Origin of the sequence: Paenibacillus filicis (assembly GCF_038070315.1) — a bacterium.
In the GTDB taxonomy this organism is placed as follows: domain Bacteria; phylum Bacillota; class Bacilli; order Paenibacillales; family NBRC-103111; genus Paenibacillus_G; species Paenibacillus_G filicis.
Map to the genome: position 1 here is coordinate 16,961 of NZ_JBBPCC010000024.1, position 25,306 is coordinate 42,266.

At 55.5% G+C, this 25,306-nt stretch carries 22 protein-coding genes; 4 read left to right on the plus strand and 18 right to left on the minus strand.

Annotation, left to right across the window (positions count from 1 at the left end):
• Positions 1–183: 183 nt before the first annotated feature.
• Complete coding sequence (locus WMW72_RS28290; protein WP_341418945.1) at positions 184–1,896, minus strand: proline--tRNA ligase; 1,713 nt, start codon at positions 1,894–1,896, stop codon at positions 184–186.
• A gap of 340 nt (positions 1,897–2,236) precedes the next feature.
• A complete protein-coding gene (locus WMW72_RS28295; RefSeq protein WP_341418946.1) occupies positions 2,237–2,917 on the minus strand; it encodes a hypothetical protein in 681 nt (226 codons plus the stop codon).
• Positions 2,918–3,108: 191 nt separating this feature from the next.
• On the opposite strand from WMW72_RS28295, the gene WMW72_RS28300 reads away from it, so the two are divergent.
• Positions 3,109–5,118: a serine hydrolase domain-containing protein gene (locus tag WMW72_RS28300; protein WP_341418947.1), complete on the plus strand. Its 2,010-nt coding sequence runs from the start codon at positions 3,109–3,111 to the stop codon at positions 5,116–5,118.
• Positions 5,119–5,345: 227 nt separating this feature from the next.
• Here WMW72_RS28300 and WMW72_RS28305 read toward each other — a convergent pair whose 3' ends face one another.
• The 11 genes from WMW72_RS28305 to WMW72_RS28355 form a co-directional block, all read right to left on the minus strand.
• The gene (locus tag WMW72_RS28305) at positions 5,346–5,648 is read right to left on the minus strand and encodes a hypothetical protein (RefSeq protein WP_341418948.1); all 303 of its coding nucleotides are present in this window, start codon (positions 5,646–5,648) and stop codon (positions 5,346–5,348) included.
• 136 nt (positions 5,649–5,784) lie between these two features.
• Positions 5,785–6,735 carry an MBL fold metallo-hydrolase gene (locus WMW72_RS28310; protein WP_341418949.1) on the minus strand — a complete coding sequence of 317 codons (951 nt, stop codon included), beginning with the start codon at positions 6,733–6,735 and terminating at the stop codon, positions 5,785–5,787.
• Positions 6,736–6,801: 66 nt separating this feature from the next.
• Positions 6,802–7,017, minus strand: coding sequence for a hypothetical protein (locus WMW72_RS28315; RefSeq protein ID WP_341418950.1), 216 nt, complete (start codon positions 7,015–7,017; stop codon positions 6,802–6,804).
• A 136-nt stretch (positions 7,018–7,153) separates the two neighbouring features.
• On the minus strand, positions 7,154–8,020 hold the full coding sequence (locus WMW72_RS28320) for an STM4011 family radical SAM protein (RefSeq protein ID WP_341418951.1): 867 nt from the start codon (positions 8,018–8,020) through the stop codon (positions 7,154–7,156).
• The gene (locus WMW72_RS28325; RefSeq protein WP_341418952.1) at positions 8,017–9,399 is read right to left on the minus strand and encodes an STM4012 family radical SAM protein; all 1,383 of its coding nucleotides are present in this window, start codon (positions 9,397–9,399) and stop codon (positions 8,017–8,019) included. Before WMW72_RS28325 ends, WMW72_RS28320 begins: the two co-directional genes overlap by 4 nt.
• Positions 9,400–9,455: 56 nt before the next feature.
• Positions 9,456–10,232 carry an STM4013/SEN3800 family hydrolase gene (locus WMW72_RS28330; RefSeq protein WP_341419037.1) on the minus strand — a complete coding sequence of 259 codons (777 nt, stop codon included), beginning with the start codon at positions 10,230–10,232 and terminating at the stop codon, positions 9,456–9,458.
• Between the two features lie 31 nt (positions 10,233–10,263).
• A complete protein-coding gene (locus tag WMW72_RS28335) occupies positions 10,264–11,496 on the minus strand; it encodes an STM4014 family protein (RefSeq protein ID WP_341418953.1) in 1,233 nt (410 codons plus the stop codon).
• 2 nt (positions 11,497–11,498) lie between these two features.
• Positions 11,499–12,341, minus strand: a complete 843-nt coding sequence (locus WMW72_RS28340) for an STM4015 family protein (RefSeq protein ID WP_341418954.1) — start codon at positions 12,339–12,341, stop codon at positions 11,499–11,501.
• Between the two features lie 98 nt (positions 12,342–12,439).
• Complete coding sequence (locus WMW72_RS28345; protein ID WP_341418955.1) at positions 12,440–12,805, minus strand: hypothetical protein; 366 nt, start codon at positions 12,803–12,805, stop codon at positions 12,440–12,442.
• 54 nt (positions 12,806–12,859) lie between these two features.
• The gene (locus tag WMW72_RS28350; RefSeq protein ID WP_341418956.1) at positions 12,860–14,308 is read right to left on the minus strand and encodes a substrate-binding domain-containing protein; all 1,449 of its coding nucleotides are present in this window, start codon (positions 14,306–14,308) and stop codon (positions 12,860–12,862) included.
• 353 nt (positions 14,309–14,661) lie between these two features.
• A complete protein-coding gene (locus tag WMW72_RS28355; protein ID WP_341418957.1) occupies positions 14,662–15,627 on the minus strand; it encodes a DMT family transporter in 966 nt (321 codons plus the stop codon).
• 161 nt (positions 15,628–15,788) lie between these two features.
• Here WMW72_RS28355 and WMW72_RS28360 point away from each other — a divergent pair, with 161 nt between their 5' ends.
• Positions 15,789–17,675: an ABC transporter substrate-binding protein gene (locus WMW72_RS28360; protein ID WP_341418958.1), complete on the plus strand. Its 1,887-nt coding sequence runs from the start codon at positions 15,789–15,791 to the stop codon at positions 17,673–17,675.
• A gap of 11 nt (positions 17,676–17,686) precedes the next feature.
• Here WMW72_RS28360 and WMW72_RS28365 read toward each other — a convergent pair whose 3' ends face one another.
• The 5 genes from WMW72_RS28365 to WMW72_RS28385 form a co-directional block, all read right to left on the minus strand.
• Positions 17,687–20,005 (minus strand): glycoside hydrolase family 95 protein, encoded by a 2,319-nt coding sequence (locus WMW72_RS28365; RefSeq protein WP_341418959.1) that lies wholly within the window; start codon positions 20,003–20,005, stop codon positions 17,687–17,689.
• 41 nt (positions 20,006–20,046) lie between these two features.
• Positions 20,047–20,961 carry a helix-turn-helix domain-containing protein gene (locus tag WMW72_RS28370; RefSeq protein ID WP_341418960.1) on the minus strand — a complete coding sequence of 305 codons (915 nt, stop codon included), beginning with the start codon at positions 20,959–20,961 and terminating at the stop codon, positions 20,047–20,049.
• Between the two features lie 49 nt (positions 20,962–21,010).
• On the minus strand, positions 21,011–21,868 hold the full coding sequence (locus tag WMW72_RS28375; RefSeq protein WP_341418961.1) for a sugar phosphate isomerase/epimerase family protein: 858 nt from the start codon (positions 21,866–21,868) through the stop codon (positions 21,011–21,013).
• A gap of 72 nt (positions 21,869–21,940) precedes the next feature.
• Positions 21,941–22,768 (minus strand): sugar phosphate isomerase/epimerase family protein, encoded by an 828-nt coding sequence (locus WMW72_RS28380; RefSeq protein WP_341418962.1) that lies wholly within the window; start codon positions 22,766–22,768, stop codon positions 21,941–21,943.
• Positions 22,765–23,787 (minus strand): zinc-dependent alcohol dehydrogenase, encoded by a 1,023-nt coding sequence (locus tag WMW72_RS28385; RefSeq protein ID WP_341418963.1) that lies wholly within the window; start codon positions 23,785–23,787, stop codon positions 22,765–22,767. Before WMW72_RS28385 ends, WMW72_RS28380 begins: the two co-directional genes overlap by 4 nt.
• A 254-nt stretch (positions 23,788–24,041) precedes the next feature.
• Here WMW72_RS28385 and WMW72_RS28390 point away from each other — a divergent pair, with 254 nt between their 5' ends.
• Together WMW72_RS28390 and WMW72_RS28395 are read left to right on the plus strand one after the other, a co-directional pair.
• Positions 24,042–24,512: a pentapeptide repeat-containing protein gene (locus tag WMW72_RS28390; RefSeq protein ID WP_341418964.1), complete on the plus strand. Its 471-nt coding sequence runs from the start codon at positions 24,042–24,044 to the stop codon at positions 24,510–24,512.
• Positions 24,513–24,712: 200 nt separating this feature from the next.
• Complete coding sequence (locus WMW72_RS28395) at positions 24,713–25,150, plus strand: GNAT family N-acetyltransferase (RefSeq protein ID WP_341418965.1); 438 nt, start codon at positions 24,713–24,715, stop codon at positions 25,148–25,150.
• Positions 25,151–25,306 lie beyond the last annotated feature (156 nt).

Genomic DNA, 25,306 nt, shown 5'->3' on the forward strand with positions numbered 1-25,306 from the left:
TTGATTTGAAACTTTTTTGAACCGGGTCCTGCAGACGCCAAGAAGCCTCCGCCTGCTCTCCCAAGAGGAAGTGCAGATTGAGGCTTTGACTCCTATTTTTGTATCATAACCTACACTCGCCGCAGCGAGTCGATGCCTGGCTGTTCCATCTACTTCGTGTCATCTGGCCCGGCGGGCTTATCCCTACAGCCTCCGCAGCTCCGGCAGCACATCCTCTTTCTTCAGACTGCGGACTTCCCCTCCGCTGCGCAGCTTGAACTCTACGATTCCCTGCTGTGCCTGCTTCCCGACGACAATGCGGTACGGACAGCCTATCAGATCCGCATCGTTGAATTTGCTCCCCGGCCGCTCGTCGCGGTCGTCGAGCAGCACCTCGATCCCGGCCTGCTGCAGCTGCTCATACAATTCGTCAGCCAGCTGCATCTGATGCGTATCCTTAAGAGAGACAGGAATTAGATGAACCTGGAATGGAGCCATGGACACCGGCCACAGAATGCCCTGTGCATCATGCTTCTGCTCCACGACGGCGGACAATATCCGCGAAATCCCGATCCCGTAGCAGCCCATGATCATCGGCTGTTCCCTGCCCTCCGCGTCCAGGTACGAAGCTCCCAGCTTCTCGCTGTACTTCGTCCCCAGCTTGAATACATGCCCGATCTCAATCCCACGGTGCAGCTCAAGCCTGCCCTCGCTGCAAGCGGGACATGCCGCCCCTTGCACGACATTGCGTAGATCGCCGACATAGGAGGGGACGAAATCGTGGCCGGGACGAACACCCGATAGATGATAATCCGCCTGATTCGCGCCGGTCACCGCCGAATCCATCGCGGCCACCACATAATCGGCCAGCACAGGCACGGTTAGCCCAATAGGACCGGCGAAGCCTACAGGCGCTCCCGTCACGCTCGCGGCAGTCAGTCCTTCCGCCAGCTCCACAGCTTCTGCACCGAGTGCATGTCTGAGCTTCGTTTCATTGACCTCGTGATCCCCGCGTACCAGCACCGCGACCTCGCGGCCGTCCGCCTTATAGATCAGCGTCTTGATAAAACGCTCCGCCGGTACGGATAAGTAACCGCTCAATTGTTCAATAGTCCGGATGTCTGGCGTGTGGACAAGCTCCGGCTTGGAAAAAGCCGCCGTTGCTGAGCCGGAGCTCGTGACGGCTTCGCCTTCCGGCTTACACTCTGCCTGCTCGAGATTCGCGGCATAGTCGCAACACGGGCAGGACGCGATCGTGTCCTCGCCGATCTCAGCGAGCGCCATGAATTCATGAGTGCCTCCCTCGCCGCCTATGGCACCGGCATCCGCCTGCACGGCCTTGACCTGCATGCCGCAGCGTTCGAAGATCCGATGGTACGCCCCATACATCGAGTCGTAGGACCGGTCCAATCCGCTCCAGTCCATATCGAACGAATAGGCGTCCTTCATCAGGAACTCCCGGCCTCTGAGCAAGCCGAACCGCGGGCGGCGTTCATCCCGGAATTTGGTCTGGATCTGATACAACGTCATGGGGAGCTTGCGATAGGAATTTACTTCATCCCGGACGAGGGAAGTAACGATCTCCTCGTGTGTAGGTCCGAGAGCGAACTCGCGGTCATGCCGGTCCGTCAGACGGATGAGCTCCGGACCGTACACGGTATATCTGCCGGATTCCTTCCACAGCTCTACCGGCTGCAGCGCAGGCATCAGCAGCTCCTGCGCACCCGCGCGGTCCATCTCCTCCCGGACGATCTGCTCGACCTTCCTGAGCACCCGATACCCAAGAGGCAGGTACGTATAAATGCCAGCGGCCAGCTGGCGGATAAGTCCGGCGCGAAGCATGAGCTGGTGGCTCGCCGTCTCGGCATCCGAAGGAATTTCACGAAGTGTAGGGATCAGTAATCGGGATTGGCGCATAGGGATAGCCTCCTTGTCAGATAAGAACGCAAAAAGACACATGCGTCAGGGACGAATGCGTCGCGTCGTGGTACCACCCTAGTTTAGCCGCAACCAGACAGATCGCAGCACTTCATTGTCATAACGGAATGACTCCGGCATCGGATACTGGACTTCCCCGATGCGGCTCTCAAGGCGGGGGGATAGCGATTCGCATCGGGAAACCTCTCAGCCTAATGGGTTTCTTCTCTGGATCAGCGAAGGAAGCTATTCGTTCCTTGGTCTTAGCCTTTGGATATGCAGTTTGGTCTTTAATACCTTGCATGATTAGGATCATCCTACAAGATCGTCTTCACCTTTGTCAAGGGCCTGCCACAATCTTCAGCGCACTCGTCTGTCCCGGATAGGACGTGAGCGTCATCCCCGATGTCCACGCCTCCACCTGCTGCCCCACAAGGGTGGCGTCCAGCCCGTCCGGGACCTCCTTGCCCTTCACGATCAGCCTCCCGTCCGATTCGAGACGCACCCAGTTCGCTTCCGGATCGTCGGTATTGCCGTTCTTCCCGGTCGGATGGACCACCAGAATCCGCTGCTGCTGCGCATCGAACTTCTTGACGGTGCCGCTTAGATTAGCCGGCTGCGTACAGCAGGAATGCACCGTAAGCGCGAGGGAAAACGGCTTGCCAGCCAGCTTGTACAGCGTCTCTTTGACGGCTATCTGCTCCTCCTCCGTCATCACACGCTCAGGATCACCGGCACTGCGGATTTCCATCATGAGATGATCTGCTCCGACTCCCCAGTAGATCAGCCGGATCCCGTGCTTATATTCGATAGACGCCCTCTGCGTGATGATGGTCTGGTTCACCGCTTCCAGCTCGGCCGGCTTGGATGCACCGCCCGGAGGATGCTCGATCCGTGCTTTCCCCACCCTAGGCCCCTCCTGAGACGACGGCTCCGACGAGACTTGGGTGGGAACAGGCTGACCGCAGCCTGTCAGTATCAGTGCAGCCGCAAGTCCTCCCGTCCATAACAGCTTCTTCATTCCGGCACCTCCACATACGATTCGACATCTAGTTTCCTTCATAGACGTATTGGAAAATGCAGAAGTTGCACCAAATTCTGGACTAAAGTCCAGCCGGTCTACTATACCTTGGCAGGTCTTTTCTTGCTCCTTCTTAGTTTAATATTAGGACTGTGTCATTGAAATTTATGGAAAAAGGAGAAACCCATCCTATGTTAAACCGTTCGTCCACTCGCAGAAAAACCAGCCTGACCTGGGGAATCTGCGCCTTTGCCCTGATGCTCAGCCTCGTTCCGTCCGCCGCCTCCGCCACAGCCCCTCTGACAACAAATCACGGCGTCAAGGATGCCAAGGAACTTGAGGCGTTTACCGACCGTTTCTTTGATCGTGAAGATGTGAAGAAATTGCAAGTTCCCGGTGCTGCCGTCGTCGTTGTTCAAGACGGTAAAGTCACCCTGCAGAAAGGATACGGGTATGCCGATGTGGAGAAGCAGACTCCCGTAGATCCGGCCAATACCGTATTTCGGCTGGGTTCCTTATCCAAAGCGCTGACCGCTACGGCCGTCATGCAGCTTGTCGAGCAGCAGAAAATCGATCTCCACGCGGATATTAACAAATACATGGGTGACGTACAGACCATTAACAGCTTCGCAGAGCCCGTGACGATGGAGCATCTGCTGACCCATACGACCGGATTCGATTTTACGGAGCCCAAGCTCGGAGATATCAGCTTTGACCTGAACCGGTCCACGCCTCTGAAGGATTACATAGCAGCCAACATGCCGACAGTCGTCCGAAAGCCCGGGGAGTCCTATAATTACGATAACTTCGCTTCTATGCTGCAAGGCTATATCGTTCAGCAAGTATCCGGTGTACCGTACCATCAATATATGGACGAGCACTTGTTCAAGCCTCTAGACATGCAGCATAGCAGTTACCTGTTAACGGACGACGTTCGTGCCAGACTTGCTAAGGGATATACCCCGGAAGGCAAGCCTTACCCGCTTTATACGACGACACCTACGGAGCTGCCCCAGGGGGGCTTATTCTCAACACCGGAGGATATGTCCAAATTCATGATCGCCCAGTTGAATCTTGGGGCTTACGGCAGCGAGCGTATTCTGGAGGAAAAGACGGCACGAGATATGCAGAGCGTCCATCTCTCGCTAAATCCGAAGGTCCCTGTTATGGCTTACGGCTTTGACATGTCGAACCGAAACCACTTCAACGGACAGAACGTCATCGGCAAAGGCGGCAATATTCACGGATTCTCATCCAAGCTGTGGCTGCTGCCTGAGGAGAAGACCGGCTTGTTCATCACGACGAATTCGATTACCAATGCACGGGATCTCTTCTTCGAAGCCTTCATGGATCATTACTATCCGACTGAACCGAAGACAGATACATTCCTGAAGCCAACGCAAGCCGAGCTGTCCAAATTCGAGGGACTGTACAGCCAGCTCAGAACCAAAACCTCCATGGTTAAGGTAACGGCAACTCCGGAAGGCAAGCTGCTCGTCGAGGATCCTGCCACTGGTAAGCATGAGCTGCAGCAAGTTGATGAGCTGTTGTTCAAGGATGAGCAAGGCAACACGCTGGTATTCCAAGCAAACAGCGACAGCTCGATCGGGTATCTGCAATATTTGTATGAGCTAAGCACAGCCATAAAATTAGAAAACCCGAAGCCCTTCGCCGATGTTCCGGCAAACAGCCCTTATGCATCGTTTATCCACTACCTGCAGCTGCTCAGCATTATGCAGGGTAAGGAGAACGGCACGCTCGGGGCAGCCGAGCCCGTCTCACGCGGGGAATTCGCAGAGCTGGCGGCCAAGTCGTTATTCATGACACTGTCCAAGCAACCTGTGGTGTTCGCCGATGCCAGGGGCCTCCCGAGCGCATCCGCGATTCAGACCTTGTACGAACTCGGTGTAGTCGACGGCAGTGCCGATGCTTCGTTCCAGCCGAACAAGCCGATCGCCCGCCAGGAGGCAGCTACCATCTTGGCGAAAATGCTGCAAATTCAAGGCGTTGAGCCGATGGAAGCTGCGCTGGCCGGAAGCACGGACGCCTGGGCGGTGGACAACGTCAAGCTGATTGTGGCTCTGGGCCTGTTCGGGCCGGAAGCTGCACAGGATGCGAACGGTGCCATAGATTACAAGTCCAAGCAGCCGATGCTGCGCCAGGAGGCGGCTGCGATGCTCGCCCAGGCACTGAAGTTGTAGAAGGCTGGCTACGGAACCCCACCGATTCCCTTTATGAGCTCAACCGGGCGTGTAACTGCCTGCTCTGAGCGTTGAAAGCACAAAAAGAAGCCTCCGATATCCACCTGGCTGTGGCTTTGGAGGCTTCTTTTCCAATAATAGGAGGCTATCAATGGTGTCAGTCGTAATGGCGGGACAGCTATTGGAGCCTTTGATGGAGATACATTAGTTGGGTTTGGCGTCTTAGCTCATAAGTTTACGGGTAATATTTCCTTCATAGACCAAGAGGCGTGCAAACGATCTCTCCATGCGATCCATCCTAGAGGTAAATTAGCAAGCTTTGTGACCGTGGCATCATAATCCACAATCTCTTTCAAACTCACCAACATTGCATCGTCCATATTTACATCTTCACCGCTATGAAACTGCCACATACCATCATCAGAATCATGAGATACAAAAAGAATAGGCATTCTTTTAATAATTACATCTGTTGTTGTAGTTACCCTAGTATCGTGAGAATCCTTAAACAACCAACCTACTTTTGCCAAGTTAATCGCCCCCGGAATTCTCCTATAACATCTTATTACTTGATGGATTGCATAGAAAAACGTCAGCCAAGCCGCATAGGCAGATAGCTGACGTGCTGTCGTTCATACTTAATCATTCGAAACACCTTATGTCTTGCTAGTGCCGGTTATCTCCCAAATCAACCTCCATCAGATCGCGTCCGACGGTAATCGGCCCCTTGTAAATATCGCTCATCCCCTGCGTGTAAGCCTCCTCGGCTTCCTTGGTCCGCGCCGGTGCCGGGATATGATGCGTAAGCAGCAGATGCTTGACTTCCGCACGGCGCGCGATATCCGCCGCCTCCAGCGTAGTCGTGTGATACTTGGCCGGGTTGTTCAGACCTACGGCTTCCTCCGGGTACATGTCGATCAGGGCATCCAGCCAGCCTTTGTTGTAAGCTTCATGAACAAGCAGATCCGTATGTCTTGCATACTTGACCATATTGTCCACGGGCAGTGTATCGCCTGAGATCACAACCGATTGGCCGTTATAGTCGAACCGGTAGGCAATTGCCGGATACACCGGACGGTGGTCGACCTCGAAGGCCGTAATGCGGATGCCGTCCTGATCGTACACAACGCCCTCGTTGCACTCGTGGACGACGATCCGTGACCCTTCGAACGCCGACTTGTTGTAGTTGATGCGAAGATTGACGTCGAAGGCGAACGATTCCTCCATTTTGCCGATGATCGACGCCGTCGTCTCCGGTCCGTACACCTGCATCGGTACCTCACGGTTCTTATAGACCGCTCCAGGCACCACATGCGTACGCCAGCTGCTGATGAACACGTCAAAGAATCCCGAATTATGATCGCTGTGATGATGCGTAAACAGCACATCCGAGATGCGCTGCGGCATGATGCCCGCCAGCAGCAGTTGATTCACGGTGCCAGCACCGCAATCGACGAGAAAGACTTTATGTCCGGCGAGGACGGCGACTCCCGGCTTGGATACGCCGTAGACGGCACGGGGAGAACCGGTACCGAGCAAAATCACCTTCAAGTGCTCGTGAAAATCCGGCTGCAATTTCTCTTGACCTTGAATAAGCTTATCGAGCTCCCGAGTCATAGGGTAAGGCTCCTTCCTTATGTACAAAGCATGATCATGTATTCCGAATTGCTGATGCTAAGGTCTTCAAGAGGTTTGGACAATGCTGATAATCATCAGCAGCAGGGAAACGATCCACCCGATCATAAACCACATGGCTAGGGTACGGGTAGATTTGACTTTATTCAGATCCGGATTCTTCTCATACATCATCATTCGCTTCGCTTGTGTGGACAAGACGAGATGCAGGATCAGGAAGAGGACGAATAAAACTTGAAAGATGATCCAGGCATACAGGCCCATACTGGCGTTCAGACTCCTCCCTAACAAAAATAATCAATCTGGTCTGGTTGGAATTGCAGTAAAAAAGGATCACCGTGCATCTCCATGGTGGATGAGCCCCGACTAATGAGATACGGCCCAGCCGGATACCAACCGTCTAAGAATCAAAGGCTGCCTGCGCGATACGCTCCAGCAGCCGGCCGCCGTACACCCTCTCCAGCTCCAGCTCAGGCATATGAATATAGCCAATGTAGCAGTCACATTGCTTCATCCCGCATGGCCGCTTCCGCGAAAGTCCATCCAGACCGTCCCGGTACAGATGCCCGATGACCGTTCGGTCCTTGTAGCAGCGCTTAACCAGGCCAGGCCCCTGGACGTAGAAGACATCCTCTCCGGTCCGGCACGTCCGCCCGATGCTGTCATAATCCGCAGCATTCCTGTCGAAATACGGATCGATCTCCCGGAGCAGCTCCCGTTCCTCGTCCGTGTAATAATTGGGCTTATCCTTGAAAGCATTCACCCACATATACACATCGGCGGGCAAAGCCGCCCGCAGCGAACGCAGCGCGTCGAACGCACTCCGCACCCCGACGGAGCCGACGCTGAATGGAATACGGCGGCTATGCAGCTCCAGACACTGCGCGACGAAGGACCGCTCCTTGGTCTGTCCCGGATGGTAGGTGGCCCAGAAGGCGGCCTTCTCGGGATTCAAGTCGCCGGTCCAGCTCAGGCGCGCGGAGAGGTTCGTCTGGATCGCCACCTTGTCCACATGAGGCATATGCGACAGCTCGACCATCGCCTCCCGGTACCAGGCATGGGTCAGGCCTTCGCCGTACGGATTGAAAAAGACGGACAGCCGATGCCCTTCCCCCGCCTGCAGGCGGACCCAGTCTACGAAGCTTGCAAGCTGCGAACGGTCCCGGGCGAGCGTCTCGGCGCTGTCCTTGTTTTTGCTGAAAGGGCAGTACGGACAGTCGTAATTACAAGAGGACAGACTGCCTCGATAGTACAGGGTCGCCCTCATGCGAATACAAATCCTTCCATCCGCTCGCGTATGGCAGGCGTGATCATCCAGTCGCCGATGGCGTCGGAATAAGCCAGGCCTTCGTCGGTCAGCCGGAGTACGCCTTCTTCAACCTCCGCCAGCTCCGAGCGCAGCAGCAGCCCGAGCTCCGGGTGATCCCCCAGCGCTTCACTCCCGAAGCGGGCCAGATAGCCCGCCAGCTCCAAGCCCTCGCGGTGAAGAATCGCCTTCAGCACATACCTCCGCTGCTGCTCAGGCAGGTTCAGCTCGATGCCGTAATCCGCGGTATCATACCGCTCGGCGGCCACGTAATCGGCGATGATGCCGGCTGTCGCGCCCTTGCTCACCGCATAACGCGAAGCATAATGAACGCCGCGCGTGTACGAGCGCGCCCCGCAGCCGAGCCCGACCATGCCCTCCTCCTGGCAGCCGTAGGGCAGCAGCGGCTTGACCGAACCGGCATCCGCCTTGGCGAACCGCCGCATCGACGATTGCACATAGCCTGCAGCCGCCAGCCTGTCGCGGGCGGCCAGGTAACAGGCCAGCCGCAGATCGCTCTCCCCCTCGCTGCCTCGGATATCCCCGGGCTTCACGATCGTATGCTCCCGCGTGTAGAGCGGGTAGATGAAGATTTCTTCCGGGTCATACGCGAGCGCACGCTCCAGCGAATACATCCATGACTCCACCGTCTGCCCGGGCAGGCCATAGATCAGGTCCAGGTTCAGCACCGGGAACCTGTAAGCCTTCAATAAGTCTAGCGCACGCTCCACCTCGCGGGGCTTCTGCGGGCGGTAGATCGCCGAAGCTTCGCTGTCCACAAAGCTCTGAATCCCCATGCTGACCCGATCAACCTGCCGGTCGCGCAGAATCTGCAGACGATCGCCGGTCACGGTCTCCGGTGACGTCTCCACCGAGATCGAGACCCGGCTCGTGTCCACGCCCATCACCCGCTCCGCAATATCGAACAGCCGCTCCAGCAGTGCCGGAGCCAGCAGCGTAGGCGTTCCACCACCGATGGCGAACCGCGCGAACGGCTTGCGGGTTACATAGGGCGCCCATTGCCGCGCCTGCCGCTCCAGTGCATCCACATACTGCTCATGGACGCCGGTTCGCTTGTCCGGCAGCGTGAATAGATTGCAGAAGCCACAGCGCGCCCCGCAGAACGGGATATGCATGTATAGGAAGAATGTCTCCGCCGGCTCTCCGTTCCACAGCTCGGACAACGGCTTCGGCGCGTCGAATTCACGATAGGCCGTCTTATGCGGATAAGCATATAGGTAGGAGCGGTAAGGATCGGAGCGAAGACCATCCCTCCAGCTTCTGATCAGGGCTTCATCCGCTACCGATTCCAAAGCCCCGTCACGAGGAAAATGGATCATCCGGCCGTTCACATCCTTTCCAGCGCGGAGCCTAAGCCTTGCGCGGTCTCCGTCGCTCATAAAATAAATTCACGGTAAGGCACATTCCAGACGGCTTCATGCGCCAGCCGGTGTCCATGGTATCCGTCTTCGCCGTAGGTAGTTCCATGATCGGAGAACGCCATGCAGAACACCGGGCGCTTCCTCGCCCGCAGCGCCTCGAACAGCCGGCCGAGCTCGCCGTCCACATACCGCAGTGCGGCCCGCTGCGTCTCCACGGAATCCGCCTTGGCCCCGGGAACAAAATAATGATTCGGCCCGTGAATCGCAGATACGTTCAGGAACAAAAACAGCCGCTCCTCAGAGCCGGCGCGATCCAGAAGCTTTAACGCGTGGTTCACCTGATGCTCCGTGGAACGAGGATTGGTGACGCCGAACGTCATCCGCCAGTAGCTCTCCATGAAGTAGCCCGGCAGCACGCGCGCCAGCGGTACTTTCTTGGTGAAAAAAATGACCCCGCCGATACACATCGTCCGGTAGCCTTCGGCCTGAAGTCCGGATACAATATCCGGTGTATCAAACAGCCATGTATGCGGATGCGTTTTCAGTCCGGTATTGCGCGAGTGAAACAGCCGCACATGCGAGGCCTTGTCCGTATTGGCAGGGGTCGGGAGGAATCCGCCGAAGAAGGCGTGATGGGCCGCATAGGTGAAGCTTCCCGGCGTATGCCGTTTCTCCCAGGACCCTCCGGCGCACAGATTCGGACAATTGCTCTCCTCGAGAACGGCCGCATCGTAACGCAGCGTATCGAGGGTAATCATCACAATATCGTGGCTGCCCACGATCTCATTCATATTAGTCGTCAAGCGTTACTCTCCTTCCCCGTCATACCCGGCGCATCATCTGCCAGAGGTAGGGGTCCAAGCCCCGATAGGTCACCCGGTACAGCAGATCGCCGAAGGGATTCACATCGAGCACAAACGGCCGATTCGCCTGCGAGCCGCTGCCGAGCAGCACATCGACCCCGGCTGACCGCGCTCCCGGGAATGCCGCCAGCGCCTGCTCGGCGCAGCTCCGCACCTCGGCCTGAACCGACTCGTGCAACCCGAGCTCGTCCAGACTCATCCGCTCGCTGCGCAGATGCAGATTCGTGATCGGCGTGCTGCTCACTCGGGCCACGCTGTGACAGGCTTCCCCGTCCACGACGAGCTGCCGGATATCAAAGACCCGGGGCCCGTACGATGCCTTGGGCATCCATTGTTCGGCATGCGCCCCATGTGCCAGCAGCCAGTTCAGAATGAGGCGTATGTCTGCCGAGTCGGTATAACGCCGCAGCTTGATCGCATTATAGAATAACGGCGGCCGGGCCAGCTGTCGCTCGACGCCGATCGTCGTCACAGCCAGCTCCGCGCCGGTCGCGGGATTCCACTGATAGGCCACGACGCCGCAAGCCCCGGACCCTGATGCGAGCTTCACGAATACGCGATGCATCCGCCGGCTGCGCATCGCCTCCAGCAGCGCTTCGTAGCCATCCAGCGTTCCCGCTGGCGTAAGCTGCCGGGGCACCGGCACTCCGGCTGCCATCAGCACATGATGGGTATGCCGCTTGTCGAACATAGCCGCAATCGCCGCAGGCGGATGATGCCAGCGGGCAGTCGGCAAGACCACCGCCGCCTCTTCTTCCAGGCGGGCCAATAGCCGCCCATAGCCTCGGAACCACTGGGACGGGTGATACAGTCGTCCCTGCTGCTCTAACAGCGCACGCGCCGACCGAGCCGATAGCGGCTCGGGATCGGCTACGCCCACAAACGGCAGCAGCCGATCAGCCCGCTCGTCCCGGAGGCAGTCCGGCGCTCCCAGCGCGATCAGCTCGCGCTCCACCTCGAAGTGCTCTCCCGGCGCATCCAGCCGGATGATCAGCCCGGCTTCTCCCGACTCCCCCGCATGCTTCGGCTCTGCTGCCAGCTCCTCAGCGAGCTGCGCTAGCGTGATCTCCCCGCGCAGCAGCTCCAGATACGGGACGACTCGGGCCGGAGGTAGGCCCAGCCGACTTCTCGCTGCCTGAAGCCCGGCCGTGCGCCTGTTATCCGGATTGCCGATCAGCAGCATGGGATCCATGTTTATTCCGTCAGGGCCGGATACCGGTAATCGTCGTCATCCGCGTCCTGCTGTTCATCCAGATTCACGTTGAGACCCGTTTGCTTCCAGCGCTCCAACATCGAATCGCTCATATAATGATAGCTCAAATTCAGCAGCTGCAGCTTGCGTACCCGTTCGCTCTGCAGCAGCGCTTCAGCGCCCTCGTCCGACAGTGTCCCCATCGACAGATCCAGCGTATGAAGCTGATCGAGAATCGGGGAATCAGCCAGTGCGATGGCGATCTCATCCTGAATTTCACTGTCCTTCAGCCCTAGGTAAGTCAATTTCGGGAACTTGCCCGGCTCAGCCAGCGGCAATACATCGTCCAGGCTGCCGTCGAAGCCATACTGGTCCACGCCCAGGTACAGCTCCAGCTTCGTCAATTCAGGGAACTGGCCGTCCCGGATTGCCGCCAGTACCTCACGGCTGAGCCCTCCACAGATGATGACCAGCTCCTCCAGCTTGCCGTGAGCGGCAGGGTCCAACGAGAGCCCTGTGCTGCCCTTGATCGTCAAGGAGGTAAGCTCCGGATACGCGGTAAGCAGCGGACCCAAGTTAGACTGCATGATCCAGGAGACCTCGCACTCTTCGAAGCCCATATCGCCAAGAAACAGCTTGCGGAGCTTGGGAAAGCGCTCCTTCAGTCTGACCAAGGCCTCGACCGTTTCCGAGGAGTCATTCTCGTATGAACCGCCCCAGTCCCCGATGATGAGACTGGTCAGCTCTCCGCTAGCAGGACTTGCGGCAAGCTCCTCCAGCAAGTCCTGCATCTTCTTGCCTTCCTCGTACTGATCATAGTCAATGGACAGTTTTACTTCCTTCATCCCCATGCCTCCCCGCAAGATCTTGCCTGAATGATTGTACAAATCCTACTATAAACGATAACAAAAACGGTCCGCAACTGTTCGGAATCCCCAAGAAACTAGGCTTTTCCTATCCTTTTGTACACCTTAGAGACCACCCAGGCCAGAAGTACAGGAAAAACAACGCTGACTAGACTGTAGGAAGCTCCGTTTCCGTCAGGCGTCCTTTCATAGCTTTTCAGAAAAGGCAAGTCACAGGTATAGGCGATCGCTTGACCGGTCAGGTACAACAAGATGAACAGCATGCCTGGAGCGGTCGGTTTGGCGTCGCGAACGCAGGCCAGACCGATACTCCAAACGAAGCCTATAGTCCCGAGAGCCGCGAGCGCTTCGAAACCTAAACCCTGGCCCACAAACAGACCGATAGTAAATAAGAACAAACCAAGCGCAATCAGAGGCTTTTGAATTCTAGGAAAAACTGGCAATTTCCACTTGTCCTCCTTGCCGATTATCCGATAAAGCTTGCCGCCCAGCTTCCCCTATTTCTCCGTCAGCGGCACGAACCCTCCGTCTGCAACCGCCCGGCGCCCCTCCTCACTCTGCAGCCACGTCAGCAGACGGCCTGCCGGGCTATCCGCCGGCTCATCGCTGCGGGTCACCGCATATAGCAGAGCTGTGTACGGGTACTGGCCATTACGGATATTCGCGTGATTCGGCTCCACACCGTTAATCGGGACAAATCTCACGTTATCCCGCTTGTACATCTGACTGGCGAAGTAGTAAAAGGAATATCCGATCGCCTGCTTCGAGTTGCTATAGTCGGCCACCGCGTCGATCAGCCCCCCCATTCCCGAGGATTTCCGCTCCATGGGCGGGTCGGCCAGCTTCAGCCCTTTCATCACCTTGGATTCCATGTACGTCTGGCTGCCCGAGTTCGCTTCGCGCTGGAACGCCACGATCCGGTTATCATCGCCGCCCACTTCGCTCCAGCTATGCACCTTGCCCGCATAAATATCCTGAATTTGCTGAACTGATAAGCCGGAGATGCCGTTCTCCCGGTGAACGAGGAAGATAAACGCATCTTTTCCTAGAGGGGTCAGCTTCATCTGCACCCCGTTTTGCTTCGCCAGCTGTTCTTCCTCTGCCGAAGGCCCGGCTGCCAGAATCAGATCGGCACGCTTCTCGATGAGATTGACGTAAGCGTTATGCGTAGTGTTGAACCGAATTGCCTTTTCCGCGATATAAGGCTTATTGATTCCTGTCAGCCGCTGCATCGTAATTTGAGCGAAAGGAATGGCGGCTGTCGCTCCATCGATGGATGGGAAGCTTTCCAGCGAAAATGCCTGCTGCCTGGGAAGCAGCAAGGAGATGACGAACACAACCGCCAGCCCCACAGGCACGAGCGCTGCGCGCGCGAGCAGCTTACGGACTGATATCCGGCTGCGATAGATATGTACCAGTCCCATTCCGATCCATGCCGAGACTGTCGGCACGAAGGAGAGCAGCAGCCCGATCACCTTGACACGTCCGGGGTCCGGTATATAATATCTCAGCAGCTCGGTAACCGGCATGGCCCAGAACGAGTAAACCGAGAAGAGAAACCAGGGGGCCCCGCCGAGCTCGGACGTCGAGCCCTTCACCGAGAAGTAGATGGGCAGCCAGATGATCAGACTGAGTAGGGCCACGGAAGATACGGCCACTGCCTGACGCCACAAGCCCCCCTTACCTCTCACAGAAACCGCGACGCCATAGCTTACGAAGATCATCGCAATGAGAGATACATATAAACCCGTCACTGCCAGCACACTGCTATCCGCCCAGGTCGTTCCCGTGAAATAATCGACATGGAATTCTACAAGAATGCCAAACAGGAGGGTAAGCAGCACATAAGCTACCAAAAAGAACATCCCCCAGCCACATACAGACAGCAGGGCGGCAAGTGCCGAGCGCAAGGTGCCCGACTTCGAGGCCGCAGATTCTTCGTTCAAAGCATCGTACCCCCTCAGCATTGCCGGTCTGGGCTATTGCCGTGCCAGCAAAAAATCTGGAAAACTACGGCAATTGTACCACGATTCTATATCGGAGTGGAACCTGTGAACAATCCCATGCCTATCAGCGCCGGCATGCTCCTCTTAAGTTCCATGACCGGACTGCTCTTATACGTTCCGAATATACTAGACAGAATCTCCAGAGTCATGCTTGTGGTTTAAAAAAACTAACGTAAAAAGTCCCTCGAAAAAGGAAAAAGGGACTTTCTACGTTAGTTCGTTTCTTCATCTGACCATTCAAGCTCGCATTCCAGAATAACCTTTCCATGGTTGGGTGCCCTGCTTCTCAAAATCTAAGCCTGCGCTTGCTCCCCCTGCTTGCGATTCTTCCACGCCGGCCATACCTGCACGGCCAGAATCGCACCTCCCACCAGCACCAGCGCAAACGCCTGCAGCCCGGTGATAGACCGTCCGAGCATCACAATATCCAGAGCCGCCACCTCCAGCAGCATCATATTATTCAGCAGGCTGCTCTCATACGCACGCAGGTGTTTCTGCGACCAGGCCCATAGGGTGAAGCCGACCGCTCCATTCACCGGTCCCAGCCATAGCAGAATAAGTAAGAGCTTGACCGATAGGGGAGGAATTCCTTCCAGCATAAGGCCGGTCAGCAGCATCCCTGCCGCCCCTATGAGCATAGGCTTCAGCACCAGGTCGGCGGGAGCTGCGTCCTTCTTCGTCAGCAGATAGCGGCAAAGCGCCGTGTGAAGCGCGTAGCCCAGACATGAGAACAGAAGCAGAATTATTCCGATCGCACCGGCTTGCCCGGATTCCCAAGGATAGTTGTAAAGTGCGACTCCGGCCATCGCGACCAGAATAAGCAGCAGGGCCGACCGACTTCGCAGCTCGCGCAGCCACAGCGCATCAACCAACAGCAGCATCAGCGTGTTCCCGATTGACAGCATCATACTAGCCTGCGTGGGCGTGACGACATGCTGACCTGCATATTGAAAGCCCTGTGCCAGTACGAATCCGGTCAGGCCCAGCAGCGCGTACAGCTTCCAGGTCAGCTTGCCCCCCATTGCGTTCTTCTTCTGTTCTTCATCCGCCGCATAACCTGCGGCCGGCTTGGGCGATCCGCGGTGGAGCTTCATAGTTACCGCAAGAGCGGCCACAGCCAGCCCGTAACGCAGCCCTGCTAGCGTAAACGGTCCAATTCCCTCCGCAAATGCGTATTGATTCAATACATAAGATGACGACCATAGCAGCGTCACGAATACTGCCGCTCCGACGGCCAATAAACGTCCTCCTGTCAGCATCTCGATCCCATCCCCTTTCCCTCTGCTGTAACCGCCCGAAGCATGCTGCTTAGCAACAGCTGCTGTCCTTCCCGGCTGTATTAAGCATAGGCTTGAGAAAAGGGGATAAAAAGGGTAGACTGTGAGCAATATGATTTCCCCTTTTAGGGAGTGACTCTGTTATGCATATCGCCCACCATTATTTGCAGCTTAAGCGGCATTACAGCGACCAAGGACGCGAGCCCTTCTCCATATCGCTGGAGCAGCTCGCTGCCCTTCTCTGCTGCTCCACACGCAACGTGAAGCTGATTCTGAAGCAATGCACAGAGCTGGGATGGATCTGCCGGACCTCTGGCCGCGGCCGGGGCAAGCTCTCCACCCTCGCCCTGCTTGCCGAGCCACAGGATGTTCTGCTGCCGCTCATTCAAGCGCATATCGAAAGAGGCCGGTACCCGGAAGCGATGGATCTTATGCGGGAATATGCCCCGCAGTCCCCGCTGATGAACCGGGAGGTACTGGCCTCGATCTCTAGACAGTTAGGCGTCAAAGCGGCACAGTCGCAGCCGGATGTGGTAGCAAGCGACCTGCTGCGGCTGCCCTTCTACCGAGAACTGCCCAGCCTGGACCCGCTTCATGCGGCTAGACGCACGGAGCTTCACCTGGCTGGGCAGATATTCGATACGCTGATAGACTGGGATGGCGTCAGCGGACAAGTAACACCCCGACTGGCGTTCCATACGGAGTGTTCCGACGATGGACGGGAGTGGCGGTTCCATCTCCGCAAGGGCGTGACCTTCCATGACGGCCGTCCTTGCACGGCAGAGGATATACGCAGCTCACTGCTGTGGGCAGCCGGGCTCGGTAACGGTCAACGAGATGGCATCGGATTGGCTCCTTCCCGCGGTCCGTGGCAGCAGCTCGGCCTGATCGCTATCGAGGCGCTTCATCCCCGGGTCTTGCACATCCGGCTGAAGGCTCCGAACGCCTTGCTGCTGCCCTTACTGGCATCAGCTCATGCCTCTATTCTCCCGGAGGCGCCAGGACCGGATTTCCCCCGTCTACCCGTCGGAACGGGCCCGTTCCGTGTGCTACGCAACGATGCCGAGCTGCTGGTGCTCGAAGCCCATGCCGGGTATTTCAGGGGACGCCCTCAACTGGACCGAATTGAAATGTGGATTCTGAAGGAGCTGCTCACGCAGCAAGCCAGCTCTGCCAGCCTGGGAGGACAACCTCTGCTGTATACGCATCCGTTTCAGATTCATGCCGAGGGCGCGGAGCAGGCGGCCGCCATTGAACGGACGGAGGGCGGCTGTACCTTTCTGCTGATGAATGCCAGGAAGCGCGGACCGCTCCAGTGCGCTGAGCTTCGGCGGACCATCCGGACCTTACTGGACAACCGGCGCTGCATAGCGGAGCTAGGCGGGCAACGGATGATCCCGGCGATCAGCTTCTTCCCCGACTGGAGTGCTGGAGATGCCGACACGCCGGCAGCCGGAAGAACAGGCTTCCCTTCTGACCGGCGCATAACCCACGGTCCTGTGATGCCGCCGCCTGTCATCGGCCCTATCCAAAGCGCCTGCCGCCTTCAGCTCTATACCCATCCGATCCTGAACCATTCCCTGGAGCAAACGGCAGGCTGGATCAGGCATCAGCTCCAAGCGGCACACCTCGACGTGGACATCCATGTCTTGCCTGACGAGCAGTTCCGGCGCGAAGGAGAGACGGACGATGCCGATCTGCTGCTGCTCAATCCGGTCAACACCCCCAATCGCGAGTGGTCGCTGCTGAACCTGCTGGAAGATGCAAGCACGGGCATACGGCCCAGATTGCCAGCCGACCGGCTCGAAGCGATCGACGAACAACTCGCCGCCCTTGCTGCCGAAGACAATCCTGGCAAACGCCAGCCGCTGCTCCGCGGCCTGGAAGCGCTGATGCTAAGCGCAGATTCCGTGCATCTGCTCTATCATGTACGGCAAGTCTCCTTCCATCAGCCGGGATTGATTGGAGCGGAGCGCGACGAGCCCTACGGCTGGGTGGACTTCTCCGGACTGGCGATTCGGCCGAGCTGAGGTCATGAAGACTAACCAAGTGACTCTACTCGGAGTTCGGCATCCAGCCGATAGCTATGTCCTGCTTCGTACTGGAGTAACGCTGTCCGATCACTGAAGCGAACAATCGTCTGTCCCGTTGCGAAGGCTTGCACAGTCACCTGGGCCAATTGCCCTTCCTCCCAGGTAACGTCTACTTCCAGAGCCCCTCTTGCCTTAAGTCCCCGGTACGCGCCCGAAGACCATGCGGCAGGCAGAGCCGGCAGCAGATGAAGCTCTCCGGCATGGCTTTGCAGCAGCATATCTGCGATCGCTGCCGTTCCCCCAAAGTTTCCATCCGCCACATAGATGGGGCTCTCCGCCCCTCCGATACCTGGCTTCGAGAAGGTCAGCAGGTTATCGAAGCATAAGCTTCCGATCAGATGTGAAATCTGCTCATACGCACGTTCTCCGTCGTGCAGACGCGAATAGCAGCCTGCAAAGGCAGCGACCGTAAACTCCACATCCTCGTGGTTGCCACTCGATTTACGCCCCTCCAGGGTAATGCGTGCGGCTTCGCTTAGTTCAGGAGTGTGCTGCGGCGAAATACGATAAGCCGGAAATAGACTATGCAGATGGGACAAATGCCGGTGTTCCGGCTGCGCTTCCTCGTAATCCTCCAGCCATTCCTGAAGCTGCCCGTTGCTGCCGATCTGAAGCGGCGGGAGCAAGTCCATGGCCCTCATCAATTCAGCTTGAAATGGCTCGTCCGCCTGCAGCTTCTCTGCGGTCTCCAGGCAAAATTCAAACAGATCACTCACCAACACCTGATCCAGCGTTGTACCCATGGACAGATAGTGATGCACCTTCGTTCCGCCTGCATGGAAGGTGTTTTCAGGGGAAATGGAAGGCCCCGTTACAAGCCAGCCATACTTGGGATGTACAGCCATATAATCCAGGAAAAATAACGCCGCTTCCTTTAAGACAGGGTACGCCGTTTGGCTTAAGAATTCCTCATCCCGTGTATACTCGTAATGATCACGGAGCTGCAGCGCCAGCCATAGACCGCCCGTGACGTTAAGTCCCCAGGAGTTTTGCCAGGCAGGAGCCGTGAATCCCCAAGCATTCGACACCGTATGAGCCACCCAGCCCTCACAACCATAGAAATCTTTGGCCGCTGCTCTCCCGCTCTCCGCTAGCCGCTCAATATACCGTATCAACGGCAGGTGAGACTCGGTCAAATGAGTCGTTTCCGTCGGGTAATAATTCATCTGCGTATTAATATCAATATGGTAATCGCATGTCCAACTCATTCGGCAGGCCTGATCATCATTCCAGATTCCCTGCAAATGCAGCGGAAGAGGCGAGTCTGCCCGAGCGCCACAGATCGTCAAATACCTGCCGTATTGGAAAAATAAAGCGTACAAGGCCGGGTCTTCATCTCTGCCTGCGGCCAGCTTCCGGATTCTCTCGTCCGTCGGTAGAAGACTTCGTTCGGACTCTCCCACCTCTAAGCTTACCCGATCATACAAGCTGCGATAGTCAGCGACATGATCCGATCTAAGGCGCTCATAGCCCTTGGCCTCCGCGAGAGCATTCCTTCTTTCCCCCTCGCTCATCCAGCCGTCGCCCGCACCCGCATAGTCTGTCCCGAGCGCGAAATAAATGAGGGCTTCCTGGGCGTTCGCAACCTCAACTTTCCCGGAAGCGCCGGTTACTTGCCCTCCCTGCGTCTGTACATGGAGGCTCCCCTGGCAGCGAACTCCGCATTCACCGTCGCTATGAAGCCGTTCAAGCGCCTGACCTTTGAAGGAAAGCTTGCCTGTTCCATGCTGCTCATTCCAGCTCTCGAAATAATCGGTCTTTCCTTCCAGATGAATCGTGAATGACACGCCCTCCGGTAATTCGCTCCACAGCCTGCATACGATAACTCCGTCTGCATGAGAAGCAAAAAGCTCCCGGTGTACCTTCACACCATGAATCTGATACTCCGTCTTCATGATAGCGTTCTCAAGACTTAGCTCTCGGGTAACCTTCTCACCGGCAACCTTAAACTTCAATACCACGTCGCAAACGGGCAGATTCGTACCGAAATTCCCTTTGGCCGGCTCAAGCCACTCGCTTGCTAACCGTTCCCCGGCTTCGTAATCTCCATCGAAAAAATATTGACGGAGTCGCGCCAAATCCGCTGGACCAGAGGATGGCCCGGCTATACGCTCCCGTTTTCCAGACCAATACGTCGACTCGGTGATGTTCCAAACCTCTTGTTCGACACCGCCGTACACGATTGCAGCCAATCTCCCATTTCCAACCGGAAGTCCTTCGGACCACTTGGCAGCCGGCTTGTCATATCTTAACTTCAGTTCATTCATTACATGCTGCCTCCGCTCCAGAGTTTAATTGAAACCTCATGTCAACGATCCTGCCGGGTCCATAACAGCTTCTGATCATAGAAGTCCGACTGGGTGGCGGCGAATTCGCTTGGCGACACACCGACGATGCGTTTGAACGTCCGACTGAACAAATGAATACTGGAGAACCCGATATCCTCGGCAATCTCCGTCAGATTTTGTCCTCCCTGCACAATCCGAAGCTTCGCCTGCTCGATGCGCGCATGCTTCAGATAATTGTATACGGTAATCCCAAGCTGGGACTTGAACAAATACGATAGATGATTGGCCGTAATGCCCACATGTCGGCTGATATCCTCTTTATTTAACTGAGAGTCCCGGTATTGCTCGTGTATGAAATGAATGGCGCGCTCAAGCAGCGGCCAGCCTTTAGTCATTCGTCCTGCTCGCGTATGCGGCAGGGTCTGATTATTGAAGAACAGGTACAGCAAGTCCAGACAGGCGGCTTTGACGGCCAAGACGCCACCAGGTGTAGGGTGCTGCAGCTCCTTCTGGATAACGGTAAATCTGCGCTTGAACTCCACGCGGTCGGGCTGCGGCAGATGGGAGAGCGGATGAATGGAAGTGAGTTGCAGCTCCCTGCTGTCTGTGTCGAATAACTCCCCTGCATTCGATAGACCCACTTTATCAATCAAGCTCTTGATTGGGTCATAGTACAGATCCAGATGAACGATATATTGGACCAAAGGAGCATCCGAGGCGGACTTGATGATATGGGGCATGAACGGATGCATGAGCAATATATCGCCTTCCTGCACGTCATACTTCACCCCATTCAGGATAAATTCGGCTTCACCCTGATCAATATAGGTATACACATGGTCCCCATCCAGCCATTCACCCGCCAGCGACGAAGATTTCATCCTTCGGGCTGCCCGAGCGTAAGGGGAAATGCTGTTCATCCATTCTCTATCCACCCCGGTTGCCCTCCCTGCTGTACAGCCGATCTTCCTATTGAACGTTCCCCTATCCCCTGACCGGAATTCCCAACTGCCGTTCTACATAATCACGGCATATTTCCATACTCTGGTAAGGGGAATTCCCCGACTCGTCTACCTCGAGCGTAACCCAACCAGTATAGCCGATTTCCGTCAGAACTTCTAGGACGGAGGAGGTATCGACACTTCCCTGTCCAAGCTCGCAGAAGAAGGGCAGCTCCTCGCCCCGTTCATGATCTGGATTGTCCGGTCTAGGGGTCAAGTCCTTGAGATGGACGTACGCCACTCTGTCCCCGTACTTGCGGATGATAGCGGCAGGATCCATGCCCGCGCCCAGCAGATGGGCCGAATCAGGGGCAAAGTATACGAGATCCGGGTCGGTCAGCTCCATCATCGCCGCTACTTCGTGCTCATCCTGCACTTCCGTCCACAGATGAGGATGAAGGCAGGCCTTTACCCCGATAGCAGCGGTGCGCCTCGCCAATTCATTGACCGTCTCCGCAGCAATCTTCAGCTCCTCCGGCGTCGTGGGACGGCTGCGTGTACCGCCAGGTCCGAGCACTAGAATATCCGCTTCGCAGGCTGCCAGCAGGTTGGCCAGGCGTACATTGTACCCCAGAATCCGTTCCCGCGCGGCCAGGCTGCCGAAGCTTTCATCTTGTCCACCGGACGCTCCTCCATATAAAGCCGTCATGGACAGTCCGTAACCGGATAGAAGCTCTCGAAACGCTTGCGGACGATCCTCATATTGAAGGGCGAAAGAAGCCCACGGCTCAATTCCCCTGTAACCAAGCTTCGAAATGTCCTGTACCGCTTGAAGATGCTGCTGTCCCCAAGTGATGGCGTGAGCAGCTATTTTCCCTTGAAATCTTGATCGTTCGGCCATCAATAACATCCTCCTCTACCCTGCGGGATTGCTTGAACAGCCCATAATGGGCCGGTGCCTGGAACCGCTCTCCTACAGCTCCTGAAAGAGCTTGTCGAAGCCCGCCTTCGAGCGGGCTAACAGCTCTAGCGAGCTCTCCCCGCTAGCGGGTGCCAGCACTTCCTGGGCCACGACCCCGGTGTATCCGATGTGCTTCAGGCTTCTCAGGAAGCCTGTCAGGTCGATAGCTCCTTCACCCGGGTACAGCCGGTCGGAATCCAGCAGCTCACCGATCGGCAGCGGCTTCGCATCGTTAATATGGACGAATGTAATCTGATCCGGCCTTAACGCGAGCAGGTCTGAGGTCGTTAGCCCATTCGTATGCCAATGGTAGGAATCCAGCAAGAGACCTACATGAGGCACATGAATCGCATCGATCCAGTCCAGCGTATCCTGCATCGTCCAGAGGGTCGGGTTAGCCCACTGCGTGCGCAGGTGATGCGGCCCGACAAACTCCAACCCCAAGGAGATACCGTAAGCGCCCAGGATATCGGCGCATAGCCGCAGCCGCCTAGTTGCCGCAATCATGAACGGAGCAGCTGGCAGATCCGTCGCAGGCAGTATATACGTACCGCAGGACGTACATCCAAGTGCGGCTGCTGCTTCGGCCATCTGTACAAGCCTTGGAAGCCCTTCTCTGAACGCATCCTCCGAGCCGCGCCAGTCCGCCTCCAGTCCGAAGGAGCCGATGATCACGCCATGATGGGCTAACAGCTCGGCCGCCCCCGCTGTTCCATATTCCCCGGTTAATTCGAGCGGATTCAGATCCACCGACTGAAATCCAAATTCCGCCGCATGCCGGATATAGGCCTCGTTGGAGCCGATCTCACCGAGACCGGCTCGGGTCACTCCTCTAATCATCTCGCTTCTCCTTCCGCAGACCAGTCGAACAAGACCCCATTGTACCTGTCCTTATCCGTTCTTAGCCCCTGGTAGGCATCAGCAGCCTGCTCGGGCTTGATCACATGGCTGATCAGCGGTTCGATTTGCAGCTGTTGCCGCTGCATCAAGTCGAATACAATGAGTGAATTTCTCACCAGCGAGTGTTTCACGAAGCGGTCTGGCTCCGTCGGGTAACGCCATTCATGGGCCCCTTTGAACGTGATGCAGCCAAAGTTAGCCAGATGGGAATAGTTGAGCACATCCGTCACGTTAGTATTGAAGACTCCTCGCGGGCTGCCCAGCAGAATAATCTCGCCCTCGCTGCCGATATATTGGAGACTCTCCACAGCTACCTGGGGTACACCGGTAGCCTCGATATGGCTGGATACCCCGTTGCCCCTCGTTATCTCCATCAGCTTCTCTTTCACTCCGCTGCCGGCCTCCAGCGTATAGTTCACGCCGCATTGACTGGCGGTGCGCAGACGTTCCTTCGAAAGATCCACCCCGATCACTGTCGCGCCCTGCAGGCGGGCGAGCTGTGCAGCCAGATTGCCGACCAAGCCAAGACCGGTCACGCTGACCTTATCGCCCAGCTCAATATTGGAAACCCGCAGTGACGTAAACGCCACCGTGGCCATACGTGTGAACGGCACCCACTTCAGATTCAGCCCGTCAGGCACCTTTAGTACCACATCCCGGACCTCCACCGTCTGATACTCACAGTGACTGCCGTAGTGGAACACGACATCACCCGGCTTGAAGTCCTTGACCCCTTGTCCCGCCTCCAACACCCGGCTCACACTGGCATACCCCGGGCAGAGCGGAAGCTGGGCCCAGGATTCCGTTCCTGCGAGCATGGCCTGTTCCGTCCCGGGACTGATTAGGGAATAAATCAATTTGACTGAAATTTCATTATCGCCCAAACCTCCAGGCACATATTCCTCTTCGACCGTCTGCACCTGCAGCGGGCTCATGAACATCACTTTTCGGTTCTTCACGGCGCATTCACTCTCCCCTGATCTGATTGTTCCTCTCCAATGTAATCGTTTTTAGGGAAGATTGTCTTTGACTGACGTTATGATTATTTGTCCAAAATTACAAATTCATGATGGTATGTTTGCTATTCACCTCGCCTATTGGCAACTTGCATGAAAACTAAACAGGAGTAAAGATAATTGGATAAAAAAGGGGATTCGAGACGTATGTCGAAGTTACGATTGCAGCAAAATTTATAATCAAGGGAGACATGGGAATGAGCTTAAAAGCTGAACCGCGGGATTTGAAAAATGTGGATATATCGGTGTCCAAGTGGCAGGAGGTTAGAGCTGAGGAGCTTGATATTGATAATGTCAGTTTGGCGAAGACGACAATGAATAACGTAAATATGAGTGAAATGACTTTAAACGATGTTAATATGCGTGAAACTAAAATCTCGAACGCAAACTTGTCAGGTTTAGGCATTCAGCATGCAAATTTTAGCCACGCTGTTATTGATCATGTCCATCTGTTTGGCACAGAGTTTCATCATGTGGTTCTTCCTATGGAGGGAGATGGAAACTACAAGCCCGATGGGCTATATAAACCAGTAAGCTTTCATAACTGCAACCTTTCTAATGGGCAATTAAGAAATTGTGATTTAACCAATGTTGAGATAACCGATTGCGACATTACTGGACTGAAAATAAACGGTATTTTAATTTCAGATTTAATCAAGGACAAATGAAGGGCAAAATTTTCTATAATACCAATATCATGTCGTAATTTCTTATGAGAATACCGCATCGAATTAGAAAAATATGTTGGTCAAATCATGCCTGTTTACTGTGATCGACAGTAACACCAAACTTCGGCTTTCTGCTTATTCTTCTTAAGCTAACTGGCAGTTATTTTCGATATCACTTATTAACAGGAAGGAAGTCAATTGTGCTATTTCGAAAAGCTATTACAACCGATATACCGCAATTAATTAATTTTCGTAAGATATTGTTATGTAATGAGGATAACAGTAGTATGGATGAAGCATTTAGAAATTACTTTGATTCCTCATTATCGGACAAGTCACTCGTTGCATGGGTTGCTGAAGATGACGGAGTAGTTGTATCATCAGTATGTTTTTGCTTATGTCGATTTGCACCAAGATTTGAGAATCCTTCTGGATTGGTTGCATATATGACTAATGTTTTCACAATCCCAAATTACCGTCGTCAAGGTATAGTATCCAGACTTGTTAGTGAAGCAGTAGGAGATTTGAAGACGCAGGGAATTAGAAAAATTCTGCTTCATTCGTCTGATATGGCAAAACCGATGTATGAAGGTCTTGGTTTTATTGAAGGAAAAAACTATATGTCAATGAATATTTAATAAGGATGTTGGGAAACTTTCTGTCAGGGACTCCACCGTTTTAAACAGCACGGTGAAGCGTATAAAAAGGTTCAAGTACAATCCCTTACGCTATCGGAGAACGATAGCAATAAACCGTCTTTTCAATGAAGACGGTTTTCTTATGGTCAAATATCA